This window comes from Legionella sp. PATHC035, from assembly GCF_026191115.1.
GTDB lineage: Bacteria > Pseudomonadota > Gammaproteobacteria > Legionellales > Legionellaceae > Legionella.
The window spans coordinates 2,806,918-2,825,413 of record NZ_JAPHOT010000001.1; the positions used below are offsets into that span (position 1 = coordinate 2,806,918).

Genomic DNA, 18,496 nt, shown 5'->3' on the forward strand with positions numbered 1-18,496 from the left:
TGGAAGCAGATGTCAAAATGATGTATTGGTTCGCAACTATAGATTTTGCGTATAATGTATAATCTTGGAAAATGGATAAATTTTGATAAATCTATTTAGATCAGTTGTCGCGGAAAATAAGCAACATGAACTTTTTAGGCAACTTGCCCATAGTGATAATTTTATTGCTGCAAGAAAGCTTATTTTAAATTTTTTAGAGCAATTTAAAATTAAAGATGGGAATTTTATTAGACAATTCCAGTTAAAACAAAGCTTTCATCATCGCTTATGGGAGCTTTATCTTTATTCATACATAAATAGTAATCCAAGCCGTAAAATTATTAATGAAAATATTAGCCCTGACTTACACATTAAAGAAAATAATCATGAGTATTTCATTGAAGCAACAACTTTAAATATACCTGATGATGAAACAATTAAGGTAGATGATTTTTATCTTCTTAATAAATACAAGTCTGCTTTAATAAAAAAAATGAGAAAGAAATATTGGGAGTTAGAAGGGGTAAAAGAAAAACCTCTTATAATTGCAATTCATGATTACACTTTAAATGAAACTTTAGGCAACACTCCATTTCATTTAATAGATTGGTTGTATCTAAATAAAATTAAAGATGAAAAAAAATATATTGATTTTTTTGAACAGGAAGAATCGAAACATATTAGTGGTATTCTGATTTCGGGGCAAGCTACTATTCCAAAATTTAATCGAATGGGTATTTTAGCTGGGTACGGTGAAAAAAATATAAAAGGGGTAAGGTTGATACAAAAATTATATACTCGATCTAAGGAAGGCGACTTGAAATATAATAAAAAACAAAAGCGGGAAATGAAAGAATTAGATGATCCTTCCTACTTTGAGGGATGGTCAGAAGGATTAGTATTCTTTCATAACCCAAATTCATTAAACCCAATCTTGCCACCCTTATTAGGTGATATTACTCATGTAATACAATCCCAAAGTGGAGAGGTTACCATTCATCCTACAGGTGATGAAATCTATTGGTCTGAAACATGGTTTTTTAAAATTGTAGATGAGTTATAAATTACAAAACACACCTATTATATCAAAGTAATTTACACGCAACTGTTATAATTAAGATCATTTTTTGAGCCCTGGCTGGATAGATGATTCAATTAATTAATACGATGAATAAAATGCTATATTAAGTAATCCTTTTTAAAATTATATTGAATGAAGAGTATTTTATTTTTTTGAGTAGCCCTACCGAAATGACGATAAAGATTAAATTTATCAATCACAAGCACGCAATTGTACTGCGCTCATCCAATTAAAAAGCTAAATGATGGGTATAAATTGATTAGTTATTAGTTAGATAAATAACATCATGAGTAAATACACACCTTTCGCATTATATAAATATGTATCATATCCATATGATTAATAATGATTTTTTACAAAAAACAGGTGGTAAACAGCAAAAAACAGTGGTGAATGTGTGATGAATTAGGTGATGCACGAAAGATCTAGTGTCTATCTGGGATAAATATAACTCCTTCATCACTTTTCACCATGAGTTCATCATGAAATGAAGGGCATAGAAACTTTTATTAATGAGTTAATAGTAAAGTGACGTCATTAAATGGTGGTGGAATTAATTCTTCTAAATCATAAAACACATTGCAATTGCTGCACCGAATTTTTCCTAAATGCAGTTGATCTGCGTAGTCACTTATACTCACTAAAATTCCAGCACCATTTATATCTTTTCTGTGGATAACTTTTAAAGAAAATTTTTTAAAACAAACAATATATATATATAATTAAAGTTCTGAGTTATGAGGTGGGTCGGCCTATACGATTATAGGCATGGCGGGTTTTACAATGCATGTTAGAAAACTCCTATATTTTAAAAGGCCAAAACTGTGTCGGGTTTATGGCGGCTTGAGGGTTCGGCCTAGGGTCGGCCTGTTTTGGAAAAAATTGATGCCCTTCGGCTAAAAGGCATTTTAAAATAAGATGCCGTGTTGTGGATTTGATTTCAATCAAACCTGCACGTTCTAACGATTTAACTGCTCGCTTTACCTGTTGCTGGCTTGGGCTGCCAGTTTTTACACCTGCAATTGGGGCAACGTATAACGCCTCTCGTAGTGATTGATAACTAATTCTACGCTTTATCCCAACTATATGCGTTTCTCTGTCCATATAGGGGCGAATGCCCATGAGATAAGCTAAACGTTGAATATAGGGTAATTCCATCAGCGCTTCAAGTTCCTCAGCATTAACAAATAAAAAATGCATTATTCACTCTTCCTAAAGAATTTTTTGATATTTTGCTTATTTTGATTCAGTATGCAGATTAATCCACTGTTCGATAACATCTGTTTGCCATGCTAATGCTGTGCCATTAAGCTTTGTTGGCTTAGGAAACTTACCAGCAGACCACCATCTTCTTAATGTCAGTCTATTCCGACCAATGATTTGCTCTACGTCTTTGATAAAGAGTAGTTTTTGCTTAAAGGGTGTATTGTTTCTATGTTCCATATAATAACTCCATAATAAGTACTGCAAACTATTGTTGTAAAATGTAGTTGTTTCCAAATTCTCGCTCGTTAAATTACTCATATTGTGTTAAGTTTAAGAGATAAAACACAATAAATTACACGAATCGTGTAAATTTAATTGAATATAACACTTTAAGTGTAATAATCAAGTATCAATCAGAGCTTTTTCAATTTTGGTGAATTTATTGTAATGAGTATTAGAGAAAAAATTGGGGAACGTATTCATGAAGCGCGGAAAGCAAAAGGCTTAACCAGGCAGGCTTTAGCTGATTTAACTGATGATATAAAACCCTCTCGAATAAATAATTGGGAACATGGCACAAGGATGCCAGGACCCGAAGAAATTACGCAGTTGTCTAAAGCTTTAGATGTATCCCCAGCTTTTCTCATGGGATTATCCGATGAGCGAGATGGTGATTTTCGTATAAACTCATTAATACCATTACTTGACTACAGGCAAGCTTGTGATCCGAGCCATCATATTCAAAAGATTAAAGAAGAATTTCACTCCGAAAAAATAACTTTTGTTCCTGTTAGTCCAGACATTGCAAATCAACTAGATGAAAATGCATTTGCTTTGAGAATGCTTGATGACAGCATGAGCCCAGAAATAAGAGTCAATGACATACAAATAGTTGACCCTTCCACAAGCCCCAACCCAGGAGATTTCGTTGTTGTCAAAATAAGTGGCAAACATGATGTCATTATTTGTCAGTACAAAAAGCTATCCTATACTTCACCTGAGTTTGAATTGATCACCTTGAATGATAACTGGCCTAATTTTACTGTTAATGAAAGCACGCAGGTTGAGATAGTTGGGACAGTTATTCAAAATATTCGGACATATCGTCAGTAGGGCGGCATACTCGTCATGAGGATGGCGGGATTTACCATGCATCTTTGAAAATTCCTTGGATTTTATAGGCCGAAAGCGTGGTGAGTTTATGGTGGTTTTCTGTGGCGGATTTATGGCGGCTTTCGGCAAATTATTTTAATAAATAAACCCATTTGATTTTATTGGGTTTATTTATTAAAATATAAATATGAAAACACCTTCAAAACTTGCTAACATTGAATCTCTTCTGAAAAAGGCTGTTTTTACAAGTAAAGAGGCTAACGAACTTGGTGTGTCTCCAAGTTTGCTTTGTTACTACATGCAAAAAGATCTTATTCATCGAGTCAATAAAGGTCTTTATCAAGCTGTTTCCGTGAAGAAAGAATTTGATTTTAAGTGGGAAGATTTGATATTAACAGTAAAATCAATTTCCCAAGGTGTTATTTGCCTTGTTAGCGCCTTAGCAATCTATGAACTTACAGATGAAATGCCTCGTAAGCATTGGATAGCAGTACCTCATAGTACAACGAAACCAATGAGAACAAATACCATTATCAAAAGAATGAGGGATGTAAGTACGGGTCTTACAACATGGGAGATTGATGGGGAATCAGTACCCATTTTTGACATGGAGCGTACTATGATTGATTCTTTTCGGTTCCTTTCGAAAGAAATTGCTCTTAAGGCGCTTCAGAGAGGATTGAGAGAAAAACATATTGATTCTCGAAAATTGCAAAGGTATGCAAAGAAACTGCGGGTTGATATTACTCCTTATTTGTTGGCGATGACAATATGAATAAAACTATTTCAATTGGTGCTATTCAAAATGAATATTTGGCTTTTGGTGATGATAGTCAATTTAATGATACTTTAGCATTTGCTTTTGTAATCATTCGTTCAGATAAAATTGAATATGTACAGAATAAAGTCAAACGGTTAAAGAAATTATATAATATTCCTGAAAGCACTCCCTTACACAGTAGAGTTTTATTTTCTGGTCACGCAAGAGACAAGGCAGGGCTTAGTCACTTAACTCCATATATGATTAAAAATATCATAACTAAAATTGTAGATTTAATAAATCGCACACCCATGTATTTACGTTATGCATTTTGTAACCTCAGCGAACATGTTTCTTTTTTTGAGCAAATGGAGTCAAGGATAGAACTATCAGATAAAGATAAGCAATTAAAAAAAGAGATACCTTTAAACCCAGATCCTAAAGGGTTATTAGGATGTTTAGCTCATCTAAGTTTGGCTACTCCTCCCAAAGATGATCGAGTTCCTAGCTATGAAAAGTGTCAGATAATTATTTCTGAAGATAGGACAAAAGTTAAGTTTTTAGGGGAGCATGGTAGACAAGCCCACAAATGGAGTGAAGGATTTTCTGATATTGGTTCTGATGGTAATACCGTTTTTAAGATGCAGCCAGTAGTACAGAAGTTCAAGGAAAATTTAATGTTAGAACTGGCTGATATAATGGCTTATGTCTGTAGTCATGCAATTGGTACTCATGGTAATCCATTCTTTTTAAGTCAGTTAAATCGTGTTAAAAACTGGACGAGTGCCAGATATTATACTAGAGAGCCAAGCATTGAAAATAATTTATAAGAATGATGGAGTTTTAAGAGTATAAGTATCTAAGCATATTAAGTGATACTGATTGGATTGAGGTATAGACCTAAGGTTAACTTTAATTCCCTTCAATAGAAAGGCCTAATATCATTTTTGCTATTTGTTCTAGTTCTAAATATTTATCTGCTGGTAATTGCATATAAAAATTATCTTGAGCCAGAAAAGCCAGCAATTTTTCGATATCCTTACATGAGTTTTCAATAGGTAAATAAGCTTCTAAGGATCCTTTGCTTAATATATAACAATTTTCTGATTGTTTTAATTTAATAAAATCATTCATTATTTTTTGTTGATCTAAACTTAAGTTTTCATTTAATTGTTTATTTCTTGATTTAATATATTCCCATACTTCCTTTGCAGTTTCCCAATTATTAGAGATTAAAGCTTCATCAATTACTTTTACAAAAGTTGTACTATCTAAATTTTTATTACCGCCTTTTATAACCTCCTTTATTTTTTTTGAATTTATAGTAAAGAGCTGTTTGATTTCATTGGTACCAACTTCTATGAGGTAATCTTGGTCTGCAATAATATGATATTTTATCTTACAAGCTTCAAGAAGAGTGATGTAGTGTTGAAACAAATTTTTTCCACCAACACCAATGACCTCAATAATTGATTTTATAGAAGACCTTCCGAAATGATCTAATAAAGCTTCAAAAAAAACTCGATCTGAAATACCTTCTACAAGAATTACTTCATCGGCAAAAAATAGTCGTTCATTATTTTGACTATTTATAAGATGAAGAAGATGCTTTGGAGATGGTAATGATTTTGTTTCTAATCTAATAATTTGACTTTTTTGCTCTTCACTAAATACTCGTGATACATACTGTATTGATTGTGGAGATATGAAAGTAGGCGAATGAGTAGCTAGTACAAATTGATTCCCAGTTGACTCAGCTAATCGGATAAATAATTGTAATAAGGTCTTTTGCCATTTAGGGTGTAGATGTAATTCAGGCTCATCCACGATAATGAGAGCATCTTTAACATTTAATGCGAAAATCGCAAAGAGATATGTTAATAACTCTCGCTCTCCAGATGAGGCAGTGCCTACTAAAAAAGATAAGCCTTGTTTTTTTAATCTTATATCATATTGGTTTTTGAGGGGGTTAATAGATTCTAATTCCCAATTATAACCAAGTTCTTCAAGTATTTTTGTAAGTTCTTTAAGATTGGTTTCTTGTCGAAAATTTTTTATTGCTTTACCATTATCTTGTTCTAGAAGTAAACGAAATTTTTGAGCTAAGCGACCTATTGCCAAATTAACTATTGGTGTATTGGATCGTGAAGTAGATGATTGGAAATTTCGCATTAATTCAAAATCATTGTAACCAGCTAACTCAATGGTAGATTGAAATCCAGACGCAGATCGATTAACAGGAAGATAAATGAGAGGCGTGGGAAGAGGGGCAAGATGGAATTCCTCTCTTAATTTAGCTTCTATATCAAATATATTTAAATACTCTAGAAAGTACTTAGCACTCCCTTGTTCATATTCTAAATTTCCATTTTTGAGTTTATATATATAACGATCGCCTGAGCTTATCTCATTAAGCTTCCATAATTTTGCTTTTATTAAATCAAAATTAACGTATTTTTTGGAGGCTTTTTCAGTAAGGTTTTCGGCGTTTTCCTGGATTGATTTCATATTTTCGCAATCTTTTAGTGTGACTTCTATCTCAAGCTCAATGTATTGATCACGATCAGTGCCAAAATTATGCCTTTCTAAGGTCATATTATTTAGCATGTCATTATGTCGAAAAGTATAACGATTGGGTTGTTCTGCGGTAGGTTCAGAAACAGCATACATAGAAGCATAAAGATAGCGTCTCAGCATCACTATCATAATATCTAAGAGATTTGTTTTTCCACCACCATTTGGTCCTATGACTATTGATATAGGTCCATCTAATTTTAATTCAGTCCGATCTAGGAAGCTTCTAACATTCTCGATAGCTATTCTACGTATTAACATCAATAATTCCTGATATATAGATAAATTTGATTAAATTTTATAGTGAAATCAAGCACACAGATCAATATGAACTGGCTTCGGTTTTTTATTCTTTGTAGTGCGAAAAACTTTGGTTTTCTGAAAGTTTTTGTAAAAATCCGATTGTTGGTTTTTTGTTTTTGTTTGTGTTTGTTCAATAATATATAAACGTAATACTTGCTCGGTATTTTCATTCATGTTGGTGGCTTCATCTCCATATTTTTCCCATTTACTAACCGCTGTATGAGACTCATGGACTACAGTTTCACCAAACTCTCTCAGTGGCATGGAGAAATATGAGCGAATAAATTTAACTTGATTACCAGTGAGTCTGCTTTCTTGTGTCGCGAGTATTTTAATGACCTCATCGGCGATTGTATGCACGTCGATTTTAGGTAGCCATTCTCCATTGATACAGAGCATTTCGACATTTTCCAATTCGATGGGAAATCCTAATCCTTCATATAAGAACAATGGTTCGATTTTGGTTTTCATCGTATTTCACCTTAGCGAATGTTTATCACTGTAATAATAGGCATCAGATCCTCAGTAAAACTAATAATTATTCGGACTTTTTTGCCGTCTATATCTTTACCCTCAATACAATATTTCCAGTCTTGAGGTTGATCATTGAGGTCCTGTAGCTCATCATAAGAATCTTTCTTTTTATTCCTTTTTCTCTCGTAACCTGGTTTGCCTTCTAAGATGTTAAGAACATCCAGATCGGATATGTTTCTCTCCTGGCCTCTTTTTTTCGCATGAGTCGTAAAGAGATAATTTTTTTCTTTAATTTTCCGCTCAATTAAGATAAAAAGTTCTTTATCAGCTTTCTTTAAAGGCTTTCCAGATTTCACTTACAGTCCTTATTCTTATTATAATATTTGTAAACTTAGTTTACAAGTTCGTTTGAAATTCCCACTGTTATAGAATAGATATCGTTTACATTTTCATGTATTAATTGAGTGGGAATAGTCTCTAGTAATGAATTTTCTATAAACTCTGACCATTGGTTTAGTGCTACTTGCCTTTGCGGTAACATTTCATTCTTATTATAAGTAGCCATAATTTTAGGCATTTTATGGCCTAAGCATTTTTCAATTACGACTGGGTCTACATTTAATGTTTGCCCCAATTGAGTTGCAAAAGTTCTGCGTAGATCATGTGCTGTCCAATGAGGAATGCCTACTCGGGTTTGGATTCTGCTAACTGCTCTGGCAATAGCTTTATCGGTTAATGGTTCTTCATCATTGAGTCCTGGAATGACAAAAGAAGAATTCGTTTCAGCTTTTAATAATTCAAATAAAGATTGAGTTAGTGGCGTTAAATGAATTTTCATGACCAGCGCATTTTTGGTATGGCTGGCTGGGATTTTCCAGAGTGATTGCTCGAAATCAATTTCATCCCATTTTGCTAATCTTAATTCACTTGAGCGAACACCTGTAAGTAGGATAATTTTTAAAGCGGTGCGAATTTGCAACGAAATACGACTGTTATTGCCATCGAGAAAAAGCCATAAGGTTTTGATCTCTTCGAGTGTTAAAAACCGTTCGCGTGGCTTTTCAATACCACCAATATCACGGGATCGAATCGTTGCAGCAGGGTTGATTGTCATTTCACCTCGGCTCACTGCATAGTTAAATGCTTGCTTCAGCGTACTTAAAACTTTGTTTGCATGAATAGGGGAGCCACGGTTTACAATTTTATCTAATGCGTTGGTAATATCTCGAGGTTGGATTTTTTCCAGCTCCATGTCACCAAGCAAAGGAATAATATCAGCATCAATTTGTTGTTTGGCTTGTTTGGGTTGCTTGCGGTGTTTTTCAATGTAGTTGGTATACCAAGAAAGGATTAAGGCTTTTACTGTATTTTTATGTTTTAACTTTTCTTGCTTGCTGTGTTCGATAGGGTTAGTGCCTTTTTCCTTTAGCGATTGAGCGTGCAAGAGGTGCTCTCTTGCTTGTTTAATGCTAATCGCAGGGTATTTGCCTAAACTAATCTTGCAACGTTTGCCATCAAAGGTAAATCGATAGAACCATGATTTGTTTCCGTTGGGCGTTACTCGAACCCCTAGACCCGTCGCTTCAATTTTTTCGACCCATTCTTTTTCTGCTTTAAGATTTTTAATGAAGGTGTCTGTGAATTTCATGAAGTTCCTTAAACTTTTTTGGTACCAGTTTTGGTACCACTTTTTATGTTCTTAAGTGAAATGAGATGATATCAATTAAAATCTATAATATGGAAATAACCTTGTATTTACAAGGACTAAATGAGTTTTTTGAAATGATTTTATACGGGTTAAAATCGAAAAGGGAAAGAATGGGGTGCTAGTGGTCGAAGGTTCAAATCCTTCCGTCCCGACCATCGAATTCTCTTTAAAATAAGCAAGTTGCATGTTCTTAGTCAAACCCTTTAAAAATCAAAAAATCTGCTAGGTGTACTTCTGGGTGTACTTTTATTTTTGAATTATCTAGAAAACAGCATTATTGATAAGGAAGATCTGTTTCTATAATTTTGATATTTGTAGTATCAAAATTGTATTTTTTTAATAATTTTTCATAGTTAAGCGTTGTTTCCTTAGGAACCTTGGGGCCTAGATAAATTGTTTTCAAAAAAGTATCCTCCAATGTGGAAGATAAAATTGAATTTTTTTCTACAGTAACAGTGTCTTTCTTAATTGCTAGGCTATCGTCTAAGAAAGTAATAGTTTTATCCACAGATTTTCCCTTCAAATGGAATCTGTCTTTAGAGAAATAAAACCCATTTTGGTAATCATTCGGGTAACTTAGCCTTCCATCTTTAAGAAGCAGTCTTACTTCTGATTCATGTTGATAGCTCTCATGCTTTGTTACTAGACAAATCGAAAAACAATATACAAATAAATGACTATACAAATGTCTTAAGACCTCTTTTTGTCTCGATTCAGAAAGTACCAAATATTTTGAACAGTTGGTGATAGTATTGATTCTATTGCAGAGCTTTTTAAAGTTAGCCTCAAAAGTTGCCTGTTTATAAATCGCAGCACCAATAGTTGGATTTTCAACTTTTTTTTCTGATACTAAAGTGAAATTGGGGTCTATTCCTAGAGCAACTCCATATCCATCGTCACCATATAGTCTCCATAAAGATAAATTATCATTTTGTTCTGAAAACGAACAAATGTAAAAATCAATTTCATGATTAAGTAAAATTGCTTTCAGATTTTTAAGATAATGATCTGCATCAGGCACTTTGGTTTCATATACAAGTTTTTCAAATATTTGGTACCCATGCTTAAGTTCTAAGGTATCATTCAAATTTTCATAATGTGTAAACAAAAATTTTCTGCTTGCAATTATTTGTTCAAATTTCTCAAGTGATGTGTAGTGATATAGTAGCTGCTGAGAAGATAGATCGTAATTATGTTGAGCAAGAAATTTATTGGCTTTCTTTTGGAAGTTGTTTATCAATTCATCCATATAATCCATTTTTTTTCTCTATATGTAAGTATTACTATAACAATAGTGCCTAATTTTTGATTTTAGCAAGGTAATCCAGTTTCTTATATACGGACTTGGTCGTGCACTTAATCGCAACAGGGTTTAGTGTTAATCGAGCGATTCACTCAAAGAGGATATCCAGCTTGCGCTGCAAGGCTCAAAATGTTGGGGTAAATCAGGTTAATGATTATTTTGGTACAACGGTTTTTTTAGTGGTTTATCTCCTTATTGTTTAAATACAAAAACGCACGGCAATCCAACAGCATTTGCCGCTGATCCATGGTTAATAAAGAAGTGATTATTTACTTATCTACCCGATGGTAGCCTATCCTAGAACTACAGATCCCGACTAGACGTCCAGCCACAGGTTATGGGATGAGAGTGGCTTAGCATAAGACCCGAAGGTTTCGCCTGAATTGCACAGGCTCATCAGTTATGCTTATGAAAAATTTAGCAAAGGTGAGATCTGGGGGCAATAGGTTTTGACGGAATATTTTGTTCAATCCGGTGGTGTGGGATTGAATCTTTTGAGTTAATACGTTGATTTTAAATTTAGATTTTTCATAAGTATTACTGCGTCACTGCCGATAATTCTACAGTGACTCAGTCGTTTAAATTTATTCATTTTGCGATTGAATTTTATCTACTTTAGGTTTAGGAGTATCTGGAAAGATAACTCGACCGTTAGTATTAAGTATCAAATCTCGACATTTGGCAGCAAAATCTGGATCAATATTATTAGATAGGTATAGAGTTACCTTAAATAGATCTGGAGTAAATACTAGAGCTGTTGAATTTGATAAAGCAGCTGTTAAGCACTTCACTGTGAAGGGCTCATTTCTCTCATGCAACGGTTTTAGTCTATAGCTATTGCCAAATAAAACCCCCTTGGCTGCATATTCAACTTCTTCTCTCATTAAATCTTCATGAATATTCATACTTAATTGTCTTAACTTATCAATATTAACCGGCTGATTATCTTTTCCCTCAGCCTCACCTAATAAACGGCCTTCTTCTGATTCAAAAATTACATCAAATTCTGAATTATCATCTTTATATTGTTTGGTTGAGAATCCCAATACCTTAAGGCCTTCAATAATAGCGTGTTCTAACGGAATGCCTTTTTCGTATAGTAATCTTCTAATTTGGGTAGTACTTTGTAGTTCTTCTATTAATACTTCCTTTTGTCTTTGAATGCTACTAAGTTGTTCCTCAAGTAAATTTAATTTCTGATTAATGTTAATTTCCTTATCCAGTAAATACTCATTAGATCTTACCCAATCTGGTTCGGGCGTAGCATCACCATGCTCCTTCATAAATTTGCTAAGTGATACAATATTACGTACGAATTCTGCAGCAAATTTCATTGCATTTTGAGACGATTTTCCGCTATCTGTATAAAATTCTGTTTTATCGAAGTTAAGTTTAGGTAAAAAAATTAAAGAACCTGAGGAGTGTGTCAATTTATAAAATCCACCTACGACTTTATTTCCTGTTTTAGTAAAGAGAATTGGGGTAACTTTATCAGAGTTTATTGTTACCATATAATCAGATTGACCACTAAAAGCATCCCAATATGAACTAATGATAGAGGCGTATTTGTTGTCAATTTTAATTTCTTTACCTTTGGCTTTATTAGGTGATAGATCAATAGGCAAGCATTGATAATTGTCATATAAAGTAACATGCCTAGTTGTTTTTTGATTCCTTCCTGTACCTGAATAAGATCTTTGCCCTGTATCTATATAAAAATCGCATAATTCCTCTAAATAAATTATGACTGTTTTACCATGGATTAATGCTTCGTTGATTTGTTTTCGCCAATGTTCTGAAATTTCTTTTGTTTTAAAGGAGTCTTGATCTGAAAGAGAGGGTTTTCCTTGATATTCACCTATGCTGTAAAAGTGGGTTTTAGGTTTAAATAGAATAATATCCCAGTCAAGGAGTGAAATTTCATCATGATATTCACCATATTCTACATTATCAGAGGCCAGTTTAAATCCGATACTTAGTATCTTTTTTTTTGCCATAGTTTTTCGCTTTGCATATGAAGTTAACTATATATTAACAATAGATTATTTCAATATCATTCAAAAATTAAAGTAGAACTCTATTTCTGGTACATAGTCAGAATGTCTTTGTCACAGCCTAATAGGTCTATAATCAAATTATAAAAAAAGGATTTATATGAAAAGAAAAGTTCAATGGAGTAACAAACCACCAGTAGAAATTCTTAAATCATTAGCCAAAAATGGGGTTGTGGGACGAGATGGTTCTGTATCATTTAAAGCAGGAAGCTTTAGATTTAATGATATTGATTATCTGATTGATAGCATAAAATTTTGTTGTTCTATTGATGATCAAGATAAAATTACAGCAGTAAAGCAAACCATTAAGAATTGCTTTGATATTAGAGATATTTCTGAAAAAAAATTTATTGAGCTTTTAGCATTAAAAGTAGATAGTTTTTTGAACAAAAGAAAGGAACCTAAATATCTTGTAAATTCAATTTCAATTTTAAAACCGAATTTTAATAAAATTGAAGTTAATGAATCAATCATACGATTTTATAAAAATCTCCCTAATCAATTTGTTTCTAGAGTAAATAAATTAAAAGAAGTTTTAAAGAAACCATTAGCTATTAGTAATTACTGTAATTGTGTTATAGAAACAGTGACTTTTTCAAATGAAATAGATCTACCATTAAAAAATTTAAATATTCTGAGAGCGTTATTTTGCTTATATAATAATTATGACTTCCAATTTGTAACAAAAGGACGTGTACCTATAAACCGAGTAAGAATTGGTGAGTTCCACACTCTTCACAATAAAGAAGGTCAAGCTGAAAATAATGTTTATTATGAAATGGATTTTATCGAGGCATCAATAATTGAAATTTCACAATCAAAAAAATTCTTCCAAACAATTTTAAGATTAATAAATAGTTCCCCATACAAGGAAGTTATTTTTGATAGTCTAATTTTTTATGTTAAAGCATTTGACTCTTATGATCCCAATATATCTCTTATTTTAGCCTGGAATGCGATTGACAAATTAACAAACTCTGAGTCTGGCAATTATAACTCGGTAATAAATAGATTTAGAGGCCTTGTTGGTAAAACAAAACATTCGGAAATAATAGAAATATTAAAAAATGTTAGGAATAACTATGTACATCGAATAGCAGAACATAAAAATGCCAGGGATTATTGTTATGAAATACAATCCTATTTCAAATTAATTTTAGAAATTCATCTAAAATATTTATGCCAATTAAATTTAGAGGATGCTTTTAAAGTTTTAGATTATTTATTTGAACATAAAAATGCAGAAGAATATTTATCCTTTTTCAATGCAGGTGATGTCTCAAACTCGCTTATAAATATATCCAAACAAATACAGGAAACCATGAAAAAAATTCAGAAAAATCCATCTCAAAATAGCCTTACAGTTGTTATAAAATGAGTTGTCATTTTTTACGAAAAATTGTTAATAGTTAAACTAGGCATAATATGACTCCCTCGACATTGCAAAAATGCATGGGCGGTTTTTCTTTTTTTATCAACTCTAGAGCAAGTGTTGCATTAAAATAAACTTTATCTAACACTACTGCCATGCCAACTTTTTTGACCCAACCAACTAGCAGGATAAGACCAATAAGCTCCAGACCGATTAACTTTGGTTAACTGCTCTTGTAATCCATACATGATCTGTGCAAAAAATTTCTCATCAGGATCAATTTGCTGAAATTGCTTCCAGGCTTCATTTTTATAGCTGGGGAGGGGGTAGAGTTGCCAGAATTGTTCGAATTTTTGGTATAGCAAGCGTAGCCTGTATTAGACGAAGTCGTAATACAGGGTCAATCTGAGGAAAGCTTTTTCATGGTACGATACCGTAGAGATTATTCACCCGGTATCACCTATTTTCTCACATTAACTTGATGAGACAGGCAATCTGACCACCTCACCTGTATTACGACTTCGTCTAATACAGGCTACGCTTGCTGATTAATACAACAGAACCAAAAACTTATTTTTGGGTTGCTTTAAAAACTGACAAAGATACTTACGCTATATTTGATGCCTTTCATGATAAAGCCGCTCAGAATCAGCATTTCGCAGGCCAGGTTGCCGCGGGGCTACAAAAAAATGCGGACCATTTGATTGTGGGAGGATGGGAAAAAGGGGTTCTAGCTCATGTGCGTAATTTTCAAATTCTTGCTTCATCCTAATTTTGCGCACTCCGGTGCGCCTTTCCTTATCCTATTTTCATCTTACACCTAAACCAAGATAGTTAGAGTGCACTCTATTGGTAGCACATAGAGGGTCAGGGCCTGACCCTCTATGTCTTATAATTCATAGATAAATCTCTGAGCTATTTTAATGGTCATATTGTATTATTATGATAAAGAGTTTAGTGAGGTATAGACTAAACACCCCAATGTACACTAAAAAAGGTATCGTTGATGGATAGAACTTCTAATGATCCTCTGCACGGCATAACCCTAGAGGCTATCTTAAATCGTTTGTTGATTTGTTATGGCTGGGAAGGCCTGGCGGAAAGAGTCAAAGTTAACTGCTTTTCTTCCAACCCCAGTATTAAATCAAGCCTTAAATTCCTGCGCAAAACACCCTGGGCAAGAAAGGAAATTGAAACCCTTTATCTTGCTTCCTTAAAAGATAAAAATTGCGACAACTCATAATTACTGGAGTAATAAAAATATGAAGGATGTTTTCATTAATAAAGAACCTGTTGAACTCTTTAAAATTCTTAAATTTGAAGGTATTACCTCGAGTGGAGCAGAAGCTAAGGATATGATAGCTGCGGGCTCTGTATTGGTAAACGGCATAATAGAAAAACAGAAAAGAAAAAAGATGTTTGCAGGAGATACGATTGAATTGAAAGGCGAGGTCTTTCGGATAAAGTTGGGTGCTAATTAATATTTCTATACACTCAGGTCCTAGTAAAAGTAAGTGAATATCAAGCAGGATTACAGCGTTCCAAAGATATTTTCATATTGTGCACCTATGGAAGCAGGCCTTGAATCGTGAATCAACTTTTCATTGAGAATTCACAATTGGCCTGACCCTCTAAGTCTGAAATCTGGTGCTGCTTTTAAAAAAATATAATTGATGACTTGGATTCACCGTATACGAATAACATTTCCTAATGTTTGCTGACATTCTTGAAATAAATCCAGTTTTGTATTAGCCGATTTCTTTGACCATGATAAGATGAACGCCTTATTGAAAGTGTCAATAGCCGTTAGGTTATCTCTTCTAGTTTTTATCAGGAGCCATGATGATTCTGGATCATGTTGGAATAACTGTTTCTAATTATGAGAAATCCAAACAATTTTATACTCGGATTTTAACGCCTCTTGGCATCAAAGTGATTACTGAACAGAATGGATGGGTTGGATTGGGCAAAAATGGGAAACCTGAGTTTTGGTTTGGTCCAGGCAAAGATACAAAGTATTTTTCACATGTTGCGTTTATAGCGGAAACAAAAGCTGCTGTTGATCTTTTTTACAAAATAGCGATTGACGAAGGTGCTGTGTGTAATGGAAAACCAAGCCTAAGACATGATTATTATCCTGGATATTATGGTGCTTTTATTATTGATCCTGATGGTCATTATATAGGTGCTCTTATGCATAATTCATAACTTAGTTTTCGTAAACATGTTGTACCTATGGGGTTCGTACCTAGAGTAGTACCTAGAGGGTCAGGCCTTGAATTGTGAATCAACTTTTAATTAAAAATTCACAAGGCCTGACCCTCTAAGTCTCAATTCACAGGGTCAATCTGAGGAAAGCTATTTCATGGTACGATACCGTAGAGATTATTCATCCGGTACCACCAATTTTCTCACATTTACTTGATGAGACAGGCAATCTGACCACCTTACCTGTATTACGACTTCGTCTAATACAGGCTACGCTTGCTGGGTTGCCCGAATTAATGAAGTTACAAACCAGCCAGGAAGTGCGGAGGATATACCAAACTTGGCTCTTTCCCTACGTTCGTAATATATTTTTTGTTTTATTAGTTAGGCAGCACAAGCCGGGTGTGTTAAAGCGGTATTCTGTTCATAGAAAGGATTCGCATGTTCCTGTTGCTCGCCTTGAATAAAATGGATCATGCTTTCAATATCAGTGCAGCTAAAATTCAAAGAGCCTAGAAAGACATTATCTCTACCACTAACTGCTCTTAATTGTTGGTGTTGCGCTTCGGTCAATGAGACTTTATAGCAAGATAAGACAGTGTGTGGACCCAAGCGTCGTGATTCCATGCGAGCGAGTACCTCGGGAGAAGAATAAAATTTGCGTGTGATATTGGTTTCTTTCGCGAAATTCCAGATGTATGTTTTATTGTAATCACTGGATTTTATTTGTTCCACGATTGGAATGAAATAACAATGTACTTTTTCATCTTCGTTAGTTCTTTTGGGTGTTGGGTTAAAAAACATATTATTCTCCCTTTTAAAATGGCAAATTCAGAGCAGACACAACCGAATGAATCGGCAAACTTCCTAATCATGTTAAATTTATCTAGGAATAGTTCTGTAGCAACAACACAAAAATATCCATAAATTAGAGGAACTTAGGAGTTTTTTCATCTCAAGTCCTAAGATGAACCTCTTCAATTTAATATGCACTTAATTTTTATATCATAAAATAAGCATAATGATCAATTTTTATGAGAAACAATGATATGAGAACAGAGCAAACCGCACTCGCACAGATTGCAAGTGAATGGTATAACTTAAGAAAGTTGATTATAAATAGTCAAGAGAAGAGTTTTTTTAAAAGCGGCGGTAGCTTAACAGCTGTTGATCACTTTTTTAATCTGATAGCACTTGATCGACAGCCAATGACTATTGGCGAATTGGCTGAGGCGTTGCAAGCTTTAGAACATTTAACTATTACTCATGCAGCTTCTAAAAAAGTTTCTTTTGCGCACTGGTTAGATAAAAATCGCTATCGGACCTCTCAAGACATTGGTATTGAACAGAAGAAAGTGGATGAACGCCCCTCGGAGAAAAAAGATGTTCAAATTTCAATACCAGAAAACTCTGCTTTATTTCGTTTACTTCTCAAAACCCATGATGTCTTAATCAGTTATCATGAATTGGCCAATTTTCATGCGCAAGGTGAAATTCCCTGCAGCGAAATTACTTATAGCCCAAGTGATCTCAAAGAGTCACAAGCTATTTATGATATAGAAACATCCACTCAAGAAGAGGAAACGAGCGATAAGTATACGGTTATTAAAGATCTTGTCCGAAAAGGAGTTACAATATATGGTGCTGCGATTATTCCGGGGAATGTGGATGATCATCACGACAGAATACTTCTAGAAGCCATAGAAAATTTTGCTGGAGATAAGATTGATACACCTCATTCAAGAGCAAATAAACTTTATCATTTTGGTGGTCAATTTTTACATGGCAGCCTCTTGCGAGAATTTACTAATACAACCAAGTTGACTGAGGGTAATATTCAAGGCTTAGAACGTGGACGAACTACAGGACACATTAATTGGTCTAAAGACAGTAACGGTACACTCTATGCAACCGTTGATTTGAAAATTCTCTCGTGTTCTTATGCGGATCCTAGTGACACAAATAGTCCGCAACGAATTTTTGCGATGGCTAGTGATGGAATTTCTTTGATAGAGCTTAATGACGATGAACTGGCGAAAACCATGGAGCAATGTGGTAGGGAAGTTACAGGCGAAACAGAAAACAATATCGTTCCGATCGCCGAAATAAAAGCAAAAATCGAGATGGTGAAAAATGAAACCGGGACCGGTTATATGTTTAAGGTTAGCGAGTTCACCACCAAGTATAATACACCGCAATTAGTCTCTACCAAGGCACCTGAACCTATGGAACACCTCCTTTACAAAACAATGTAATCGTATTTTCCCATTTCTATTGTGTGCATAGCTTAGCTATGTATCTCAGGGCCAGGCCTGGAATTATGAATCAACTTTGAATGGAAAATTCACGATCCAAGCCTGA

General features: G+C 34.0%; 20 protein-coding genes. 10 read left to right on the forward strand and 10 right to left on the reverse strand.

Annotation, left to right across the window (positions count from 1 at the left end; translation table 11 throughout):
* The first annotated feature begins 82 nt into the window (after window positions 1-82).
* A complete protein-coding gene (locus OQJ13_RS12430; RefSeq protein ID WP_265711131.1) occupies window positions 83-1,042 on the forward strand; it encodes a hypothetical protein in 960 nt (319 codons plus the stop codon).
* A gap of 819 nt (window positions 1,043-1,861) precedes the next feature.
* On the opposite strand, the gene OQJ13_RS12435 is transcribed toward OQJ13_RS12430, so the two are convergent.
* Together OQJ13_RS12435 and OQJ13_RS12440 are read right to left on the reverse strand one after the other, a co-directional pair.
* A complete protein-coding gene (locus OQJ13_RS12435) occupies window positions 1,862-2,260 on the reverse strand; it encodes a protein LvrA (RefSeq protein ID WP_265711132.1) in 399 nt (132 codons plus the stop codon).
* 36 nt (window positions 2,261-2,296) lie between these two features.
* The gene (locus OQJ13_RS12440; protein WP_265711133.1) at window positions 2,297-2,503 is read right to left on the reverse strand and encodes a helix-turn-helix transcriptional regulator; all 207 of its coding nucleotides are present in this window, start codon (window positions 2,501-2,503) and stop codon (window positions 2,297-2,299) included.
* Window positions 2,504-2,713: 210 nt separating this feature from the next.
* On the opposite strand from OQJ13_RS12440, the gene OQJ13_RS12445 reads away from it, so the two are divergent.
* The 3 genes from OQJ13_RS12445 (at window position 2,714) to OQJ13_RS12455 (ending at window position 4,969) form a co-directional block, all read left to right on the forward strand.
* The gene (locus OQJ13_RS12445; RefSeq protein ID WP_265711135.1) at window positions 2,714-3,379 is read left to right on the forward strand and encodes a LexA family protein; all 666 of its coding nucleotides are present in this window, start codon (window positions 2,714-2,716) and stop codon (window positions 3,377-3,379) included.
* A gap of 187 nt (window positions 3,380-3,566) precedes the next feature.
* The gene (locus OQJ13_RS12450; protein ID WP_265711136.1) at window positions 3,567-4,154 is read left to right on the forward strand and encodes a type IV toxin-antitoxin system AbiEi family antitoxin domain-containing protein; all 588 of its coding nucleotides are present in this window, start codon (window positions 3,567-3,569) and stop codon (window positions 4,152-4,154) included.
* Window positions 4,151-4,969 (forward strand): hypothetical protein, encoded by an 819-nt coding sequence (locus OQJ13_RS12455; protein WP_265711137.1) that lies wholly within the window; start codon window positions 4,151-4,153, stop codon window positions 4,967-4,969. The genes OQJ13_RS12450 and OQJ13_RS12455 overlap by 4 nt, the downstream gene beginning before the upstream one ends.
* An 82-nt stretch (window positions 4,970-5,051) precedes the next feature.
* Here OQJ13_RS12455 and OQJ13_RS12460 read toward each other — a convergent pair whose 3' ends face one another.
* From OQJ13_RS12460 to OQJ13_RS12485, 6 genes are all read right to left on the reverse strand, one after another.
* A complete protein-coding gene (locus tag OQJ13_RS12460; protein ID WP_265711138.1) occupies window positions 5,052-6,974 on the reverse strand; it encodes an AAA family ATPase in 1,923 nt (640 codons plus the stop codon).
* A gap of 48 nt (window positions 6,975-7,022) precedes the next feature.
* Entirely contained in the window at window positions 7,023-7,487 is a 465-nt protein-coding gene (locus OQJ13_RS12465) for a hypothetical protein (protein WP_265711139.1), read from the reverse strand.
* An 11-nt stretch (window positions 7,488-7,498) separates the two neighbouring features.
* Window positions 7,499-7,846, reverse strand: coding sequence for a DUF4258 domain-containing protein (locus OQJ13_RS12470; RefSeq protein ID WP_265711140.1), 348 nt, complete (start codon window positions 7,844-7,846; stop codon window positions 7,499-7,501).
* Between the two features lie 35 nt (window positions 7,847-7,881).
* On the reverse strand, window positions 7,882-9,138 hold the full coding sequence (locus OQJ13_RS12475) for a tyrosine-type recombinase/integrase (RefSeq protein WP_265711141.1): 1,257 nt from the start codon (window positions 9,136-9,138) through the stop codon (window positions 7,882-7,884).
* A gap of 334 nt (window positions 9,139-9,472) precedes the next feature.
* Complete coding sequence (locus OQJ13_RS12480; RefSeq protein ID WP_265711142.1) at window positions 9,473-10,456, reverse strand: DUF2971 domain-containing protein; 984 nt, start codon at window positions 10,454-10,456, stop codon at window positions 9,473-9,475.
* A gap of 629 nt (window positions 10,457-11,085) precedes the next feature.
* Window positions 11,086-12,498, reverse strand: a complete 1,413-nt coding sequence (locus tag OQJ13_RS12485) for a hypothetical protein (RefSeq protein WP_265711143.1) — start codon at window positions 12,496-12,498, stop codon at window positions 11,086-11,088.
* 157 nt (window positions 12,499-12,655) lie between these two features.
* Between OQJ13_RS12485 and OQJ13_RS12490 the strand changes: the two genes are divergently transcribed.
* The gene (locus OQJ13_RS12490; protein WP_265711144.1) at window positions 12,656-13,933 is read left to right on the forward strand and encodes a hypothetical protein; all 1,278 of its coding nucleotides are present in this window, start codon (window positions 12,656-12,658) and stop codon (window positions 13,931-13,933) included.
* 131 nt (window positions 13,934-14,064) lie between these two features.
* Here OQJ13_RS12490 and OQJ13_RS12495 read toward each other — a convergent pair whose 3' ends face one another.
* Window positions 14,065-14,292, reverse strand: a complete 228-nt coding sequence (locus OQJ13_RS12495; protein ID WP_265711145.1) for a hypothetical protein — start codon at window positions 14,290-14,292, stop codon at window positions 14,065-14,067.
* A gap of 176 nt (window positions 14,293-14,468) precedes the next feature.
* Between OQJ13_RS12495 and OQJ13_RS12500 the strand changes: the two genes are divergently transcribed.
* The 4 genes from OQJ13_RS12500 (at window position 14,469) to OQJ13_RS12515 (ending at window position 16,135) form a co-directional block, all read left to right on the forward strand.
* Window positions 14,469-14,699 carry a hypothetical protein gene (locus tag OQJ13_RS12500; protein ID WP_265711146.1) on the forward strand — a complete coding sequence of 77 codons (231 nt, stop codon included), beginning with the start codon at window positions 14,469-14,471 and terminating at the stop codon, window positions 14,697-14,699.
* Window positions 14,700-14,933: 234 nt separating this feature from the next.
* Window positions 14,934-15,170 carry a VF530 family protein gene (locus OQJ13_RS12505; protein ID WP_265711147.1) on the forward strand — a complete coding sequence of 79 codons (237 nt, stop codon included), beginning with the start codon at window positions 14,934-14,936 and terminating at the stop codon, window positions 15,168-15,170.
* A gap of 19 nt (window positions 15,171-15,189) precedes the next feature.
* Complete coding sequence (locus OQJ13_RS12510; RefSeq protein WP_265711148.1) at window positions 15,190-15,408, forward strand: RNA-binding S4 domain-containing protein; 219 nt, start codon at window positions 15,190-15,192, stop codon at window positions 15,406-15,408.
* 358 nt (window positions 15,409-15,766) lie between these two features.
* A complete protein-coding gene (locus OQJ13_RS12515; protein WP_265711149.1) occupies window positions 15,767-16,135 on the forward strand; it encodes a VOC family protein in 369 nt (122 codons plus the stop codon).
* Between the two features lie 384 nt (window positions 16,136-16,519).
* Here OQJ13_RS12515 and OQJ13_RS12520 read toward each other — a convergent pair whose 3' ends face one another.
* Complete coding sequence (locus OQJ13_RS12520; RefSeq protein ID WP_265711150.1) at window positions 16,520-16,939, reverse strand: hypothetical protein; 420 nt, start codon at window positions 16,937-16,939, stop codon at window positions 16,520-16,522.
* A 230-nt stretch (window positions 16,940-17,169) separates the two neighbouring features.
* Between OQJ13_RS12520 and OQJ13_RS12525 the strand changes: the two genes are divergently transcribed.
* Complete coding sequence (locus OQJ13_RS12525; protein WP_265711151.1) at window positions 17,170-18,390, forward strand: hypothetical protein; 1,221 nt, start codon at window positions 17,170-17,172, stop codon at window positions 18,388-18,390.
* Window positions 18,391-18,496 lie beyond the last annotated feature (106 nt).

Coding starts and splice junctions, on each gene's coding strand:
- OQJ13_RS12435 (WP_265711132.1), bottom strand. CDS start 2,260: ATGCATTTTTTATTTGTTAATGCTGAGGAACTTGAAGCGCTGATGGAA.
- OQJ13_RS12440 (WP_265711133.1), bottom strand. CDS start 2,503: ATGGAACATAGAAACAATACACCCTTTAAGCAAAAACTACTCTTTATC.
- OQJ13_RS12445 (WP_265711135.1), top strand. CDS start 2,714: ATGAGTATTAGAGAAAAAATTGGGGAACGTATTCATGAAGCGCGGAAA.
- OQJ13_RS12450 (WP_265711136.1), top strand. CDS start 3,567: ATGAAAACACCTTCAAAACTTGCTAACATTGAATCTCTTCTGAAAAAG.
- OQJ13_RS12455 (WP_265711137.1), top strand. CDS start 4,151: ATGAATAAAACTATTTCAATTGGTGCTATTCAAAATGAATATTTGGCT.
- OQJ13_RS12460 (WP_265711138.1), bottom strand. CDS start 6,974: ATGTTAATACGTAGAATAGCTATCGAGAATGTTAGAAGCTTCCTAGAT.
- OQJ13_RS12465 (WP_265711139.1), bottom strand. CDS start 7,487: ATGAAAACCAAAATCGAACCATTGTTCTTATATGAAGGATTAGGATTT.
- OQJ13_RS12475 (WP_265711141.1), bottom strand. CDS start 9,138: ATGAAATTCACAGACACCTTCATTAAAAATCTTAAAGCAGAAAAAGAA.
- OQJ13_RS12480 (WP_265711142.1), bottom strand. CDS start 10,456: ATGGATTATATGGATGAATTGATAAACAACTTCCAAAAGAAAGCCAAT.
- OQJ13_RS12485 (WP_265711143.1), bottom strand. CDS start 12,498: ATGGCAAAAAAAAAGATACTAAGTATCGGATTTAAACTGGCCTCTGAT.
- OQJ13_RS12490 (WP_265711144.1), top strand. CDS start 12,656: ATGAAAAGAAAAGTTCAATGGAGTAACAAACCACCAGTAGAAATTCTT.
- OQJ13_RS12505 (WP_265711147.1), top strand. CDS start 14,934: ATGGATAGAACTTCTAATGATCCTCTGCACGGCATAACCCTAGAGGCT.
- OQJ13_RS12510 (WP_265711148.1), top strand. CDS start 15,190: ATGAAGGATGTTTTCATTAATAAAGAACCTGTTGAACTCTTTAAAATT.
- OQJ13_RS12515 (WP_265711149.1), top strand. CDS start 15,767: ATGATGATTCTGGATCATGTTGGAATAACTGTTTCTAATTATGAGAAA.
- OQJ13_RS12520 (WP_265711150.1), bottom strand. CDS start 16,939: ATGTTTTTTAACCCAACACCCAAAAGAACTAACGAAGATGAAAAAGTA.
- OQJ13_RS12525 (WP_265711151.1), top strand. CDS start 17,170: ATGAGAAACAATGATATGAGAACAGAGCAAACCGCACTCGCACAGATT.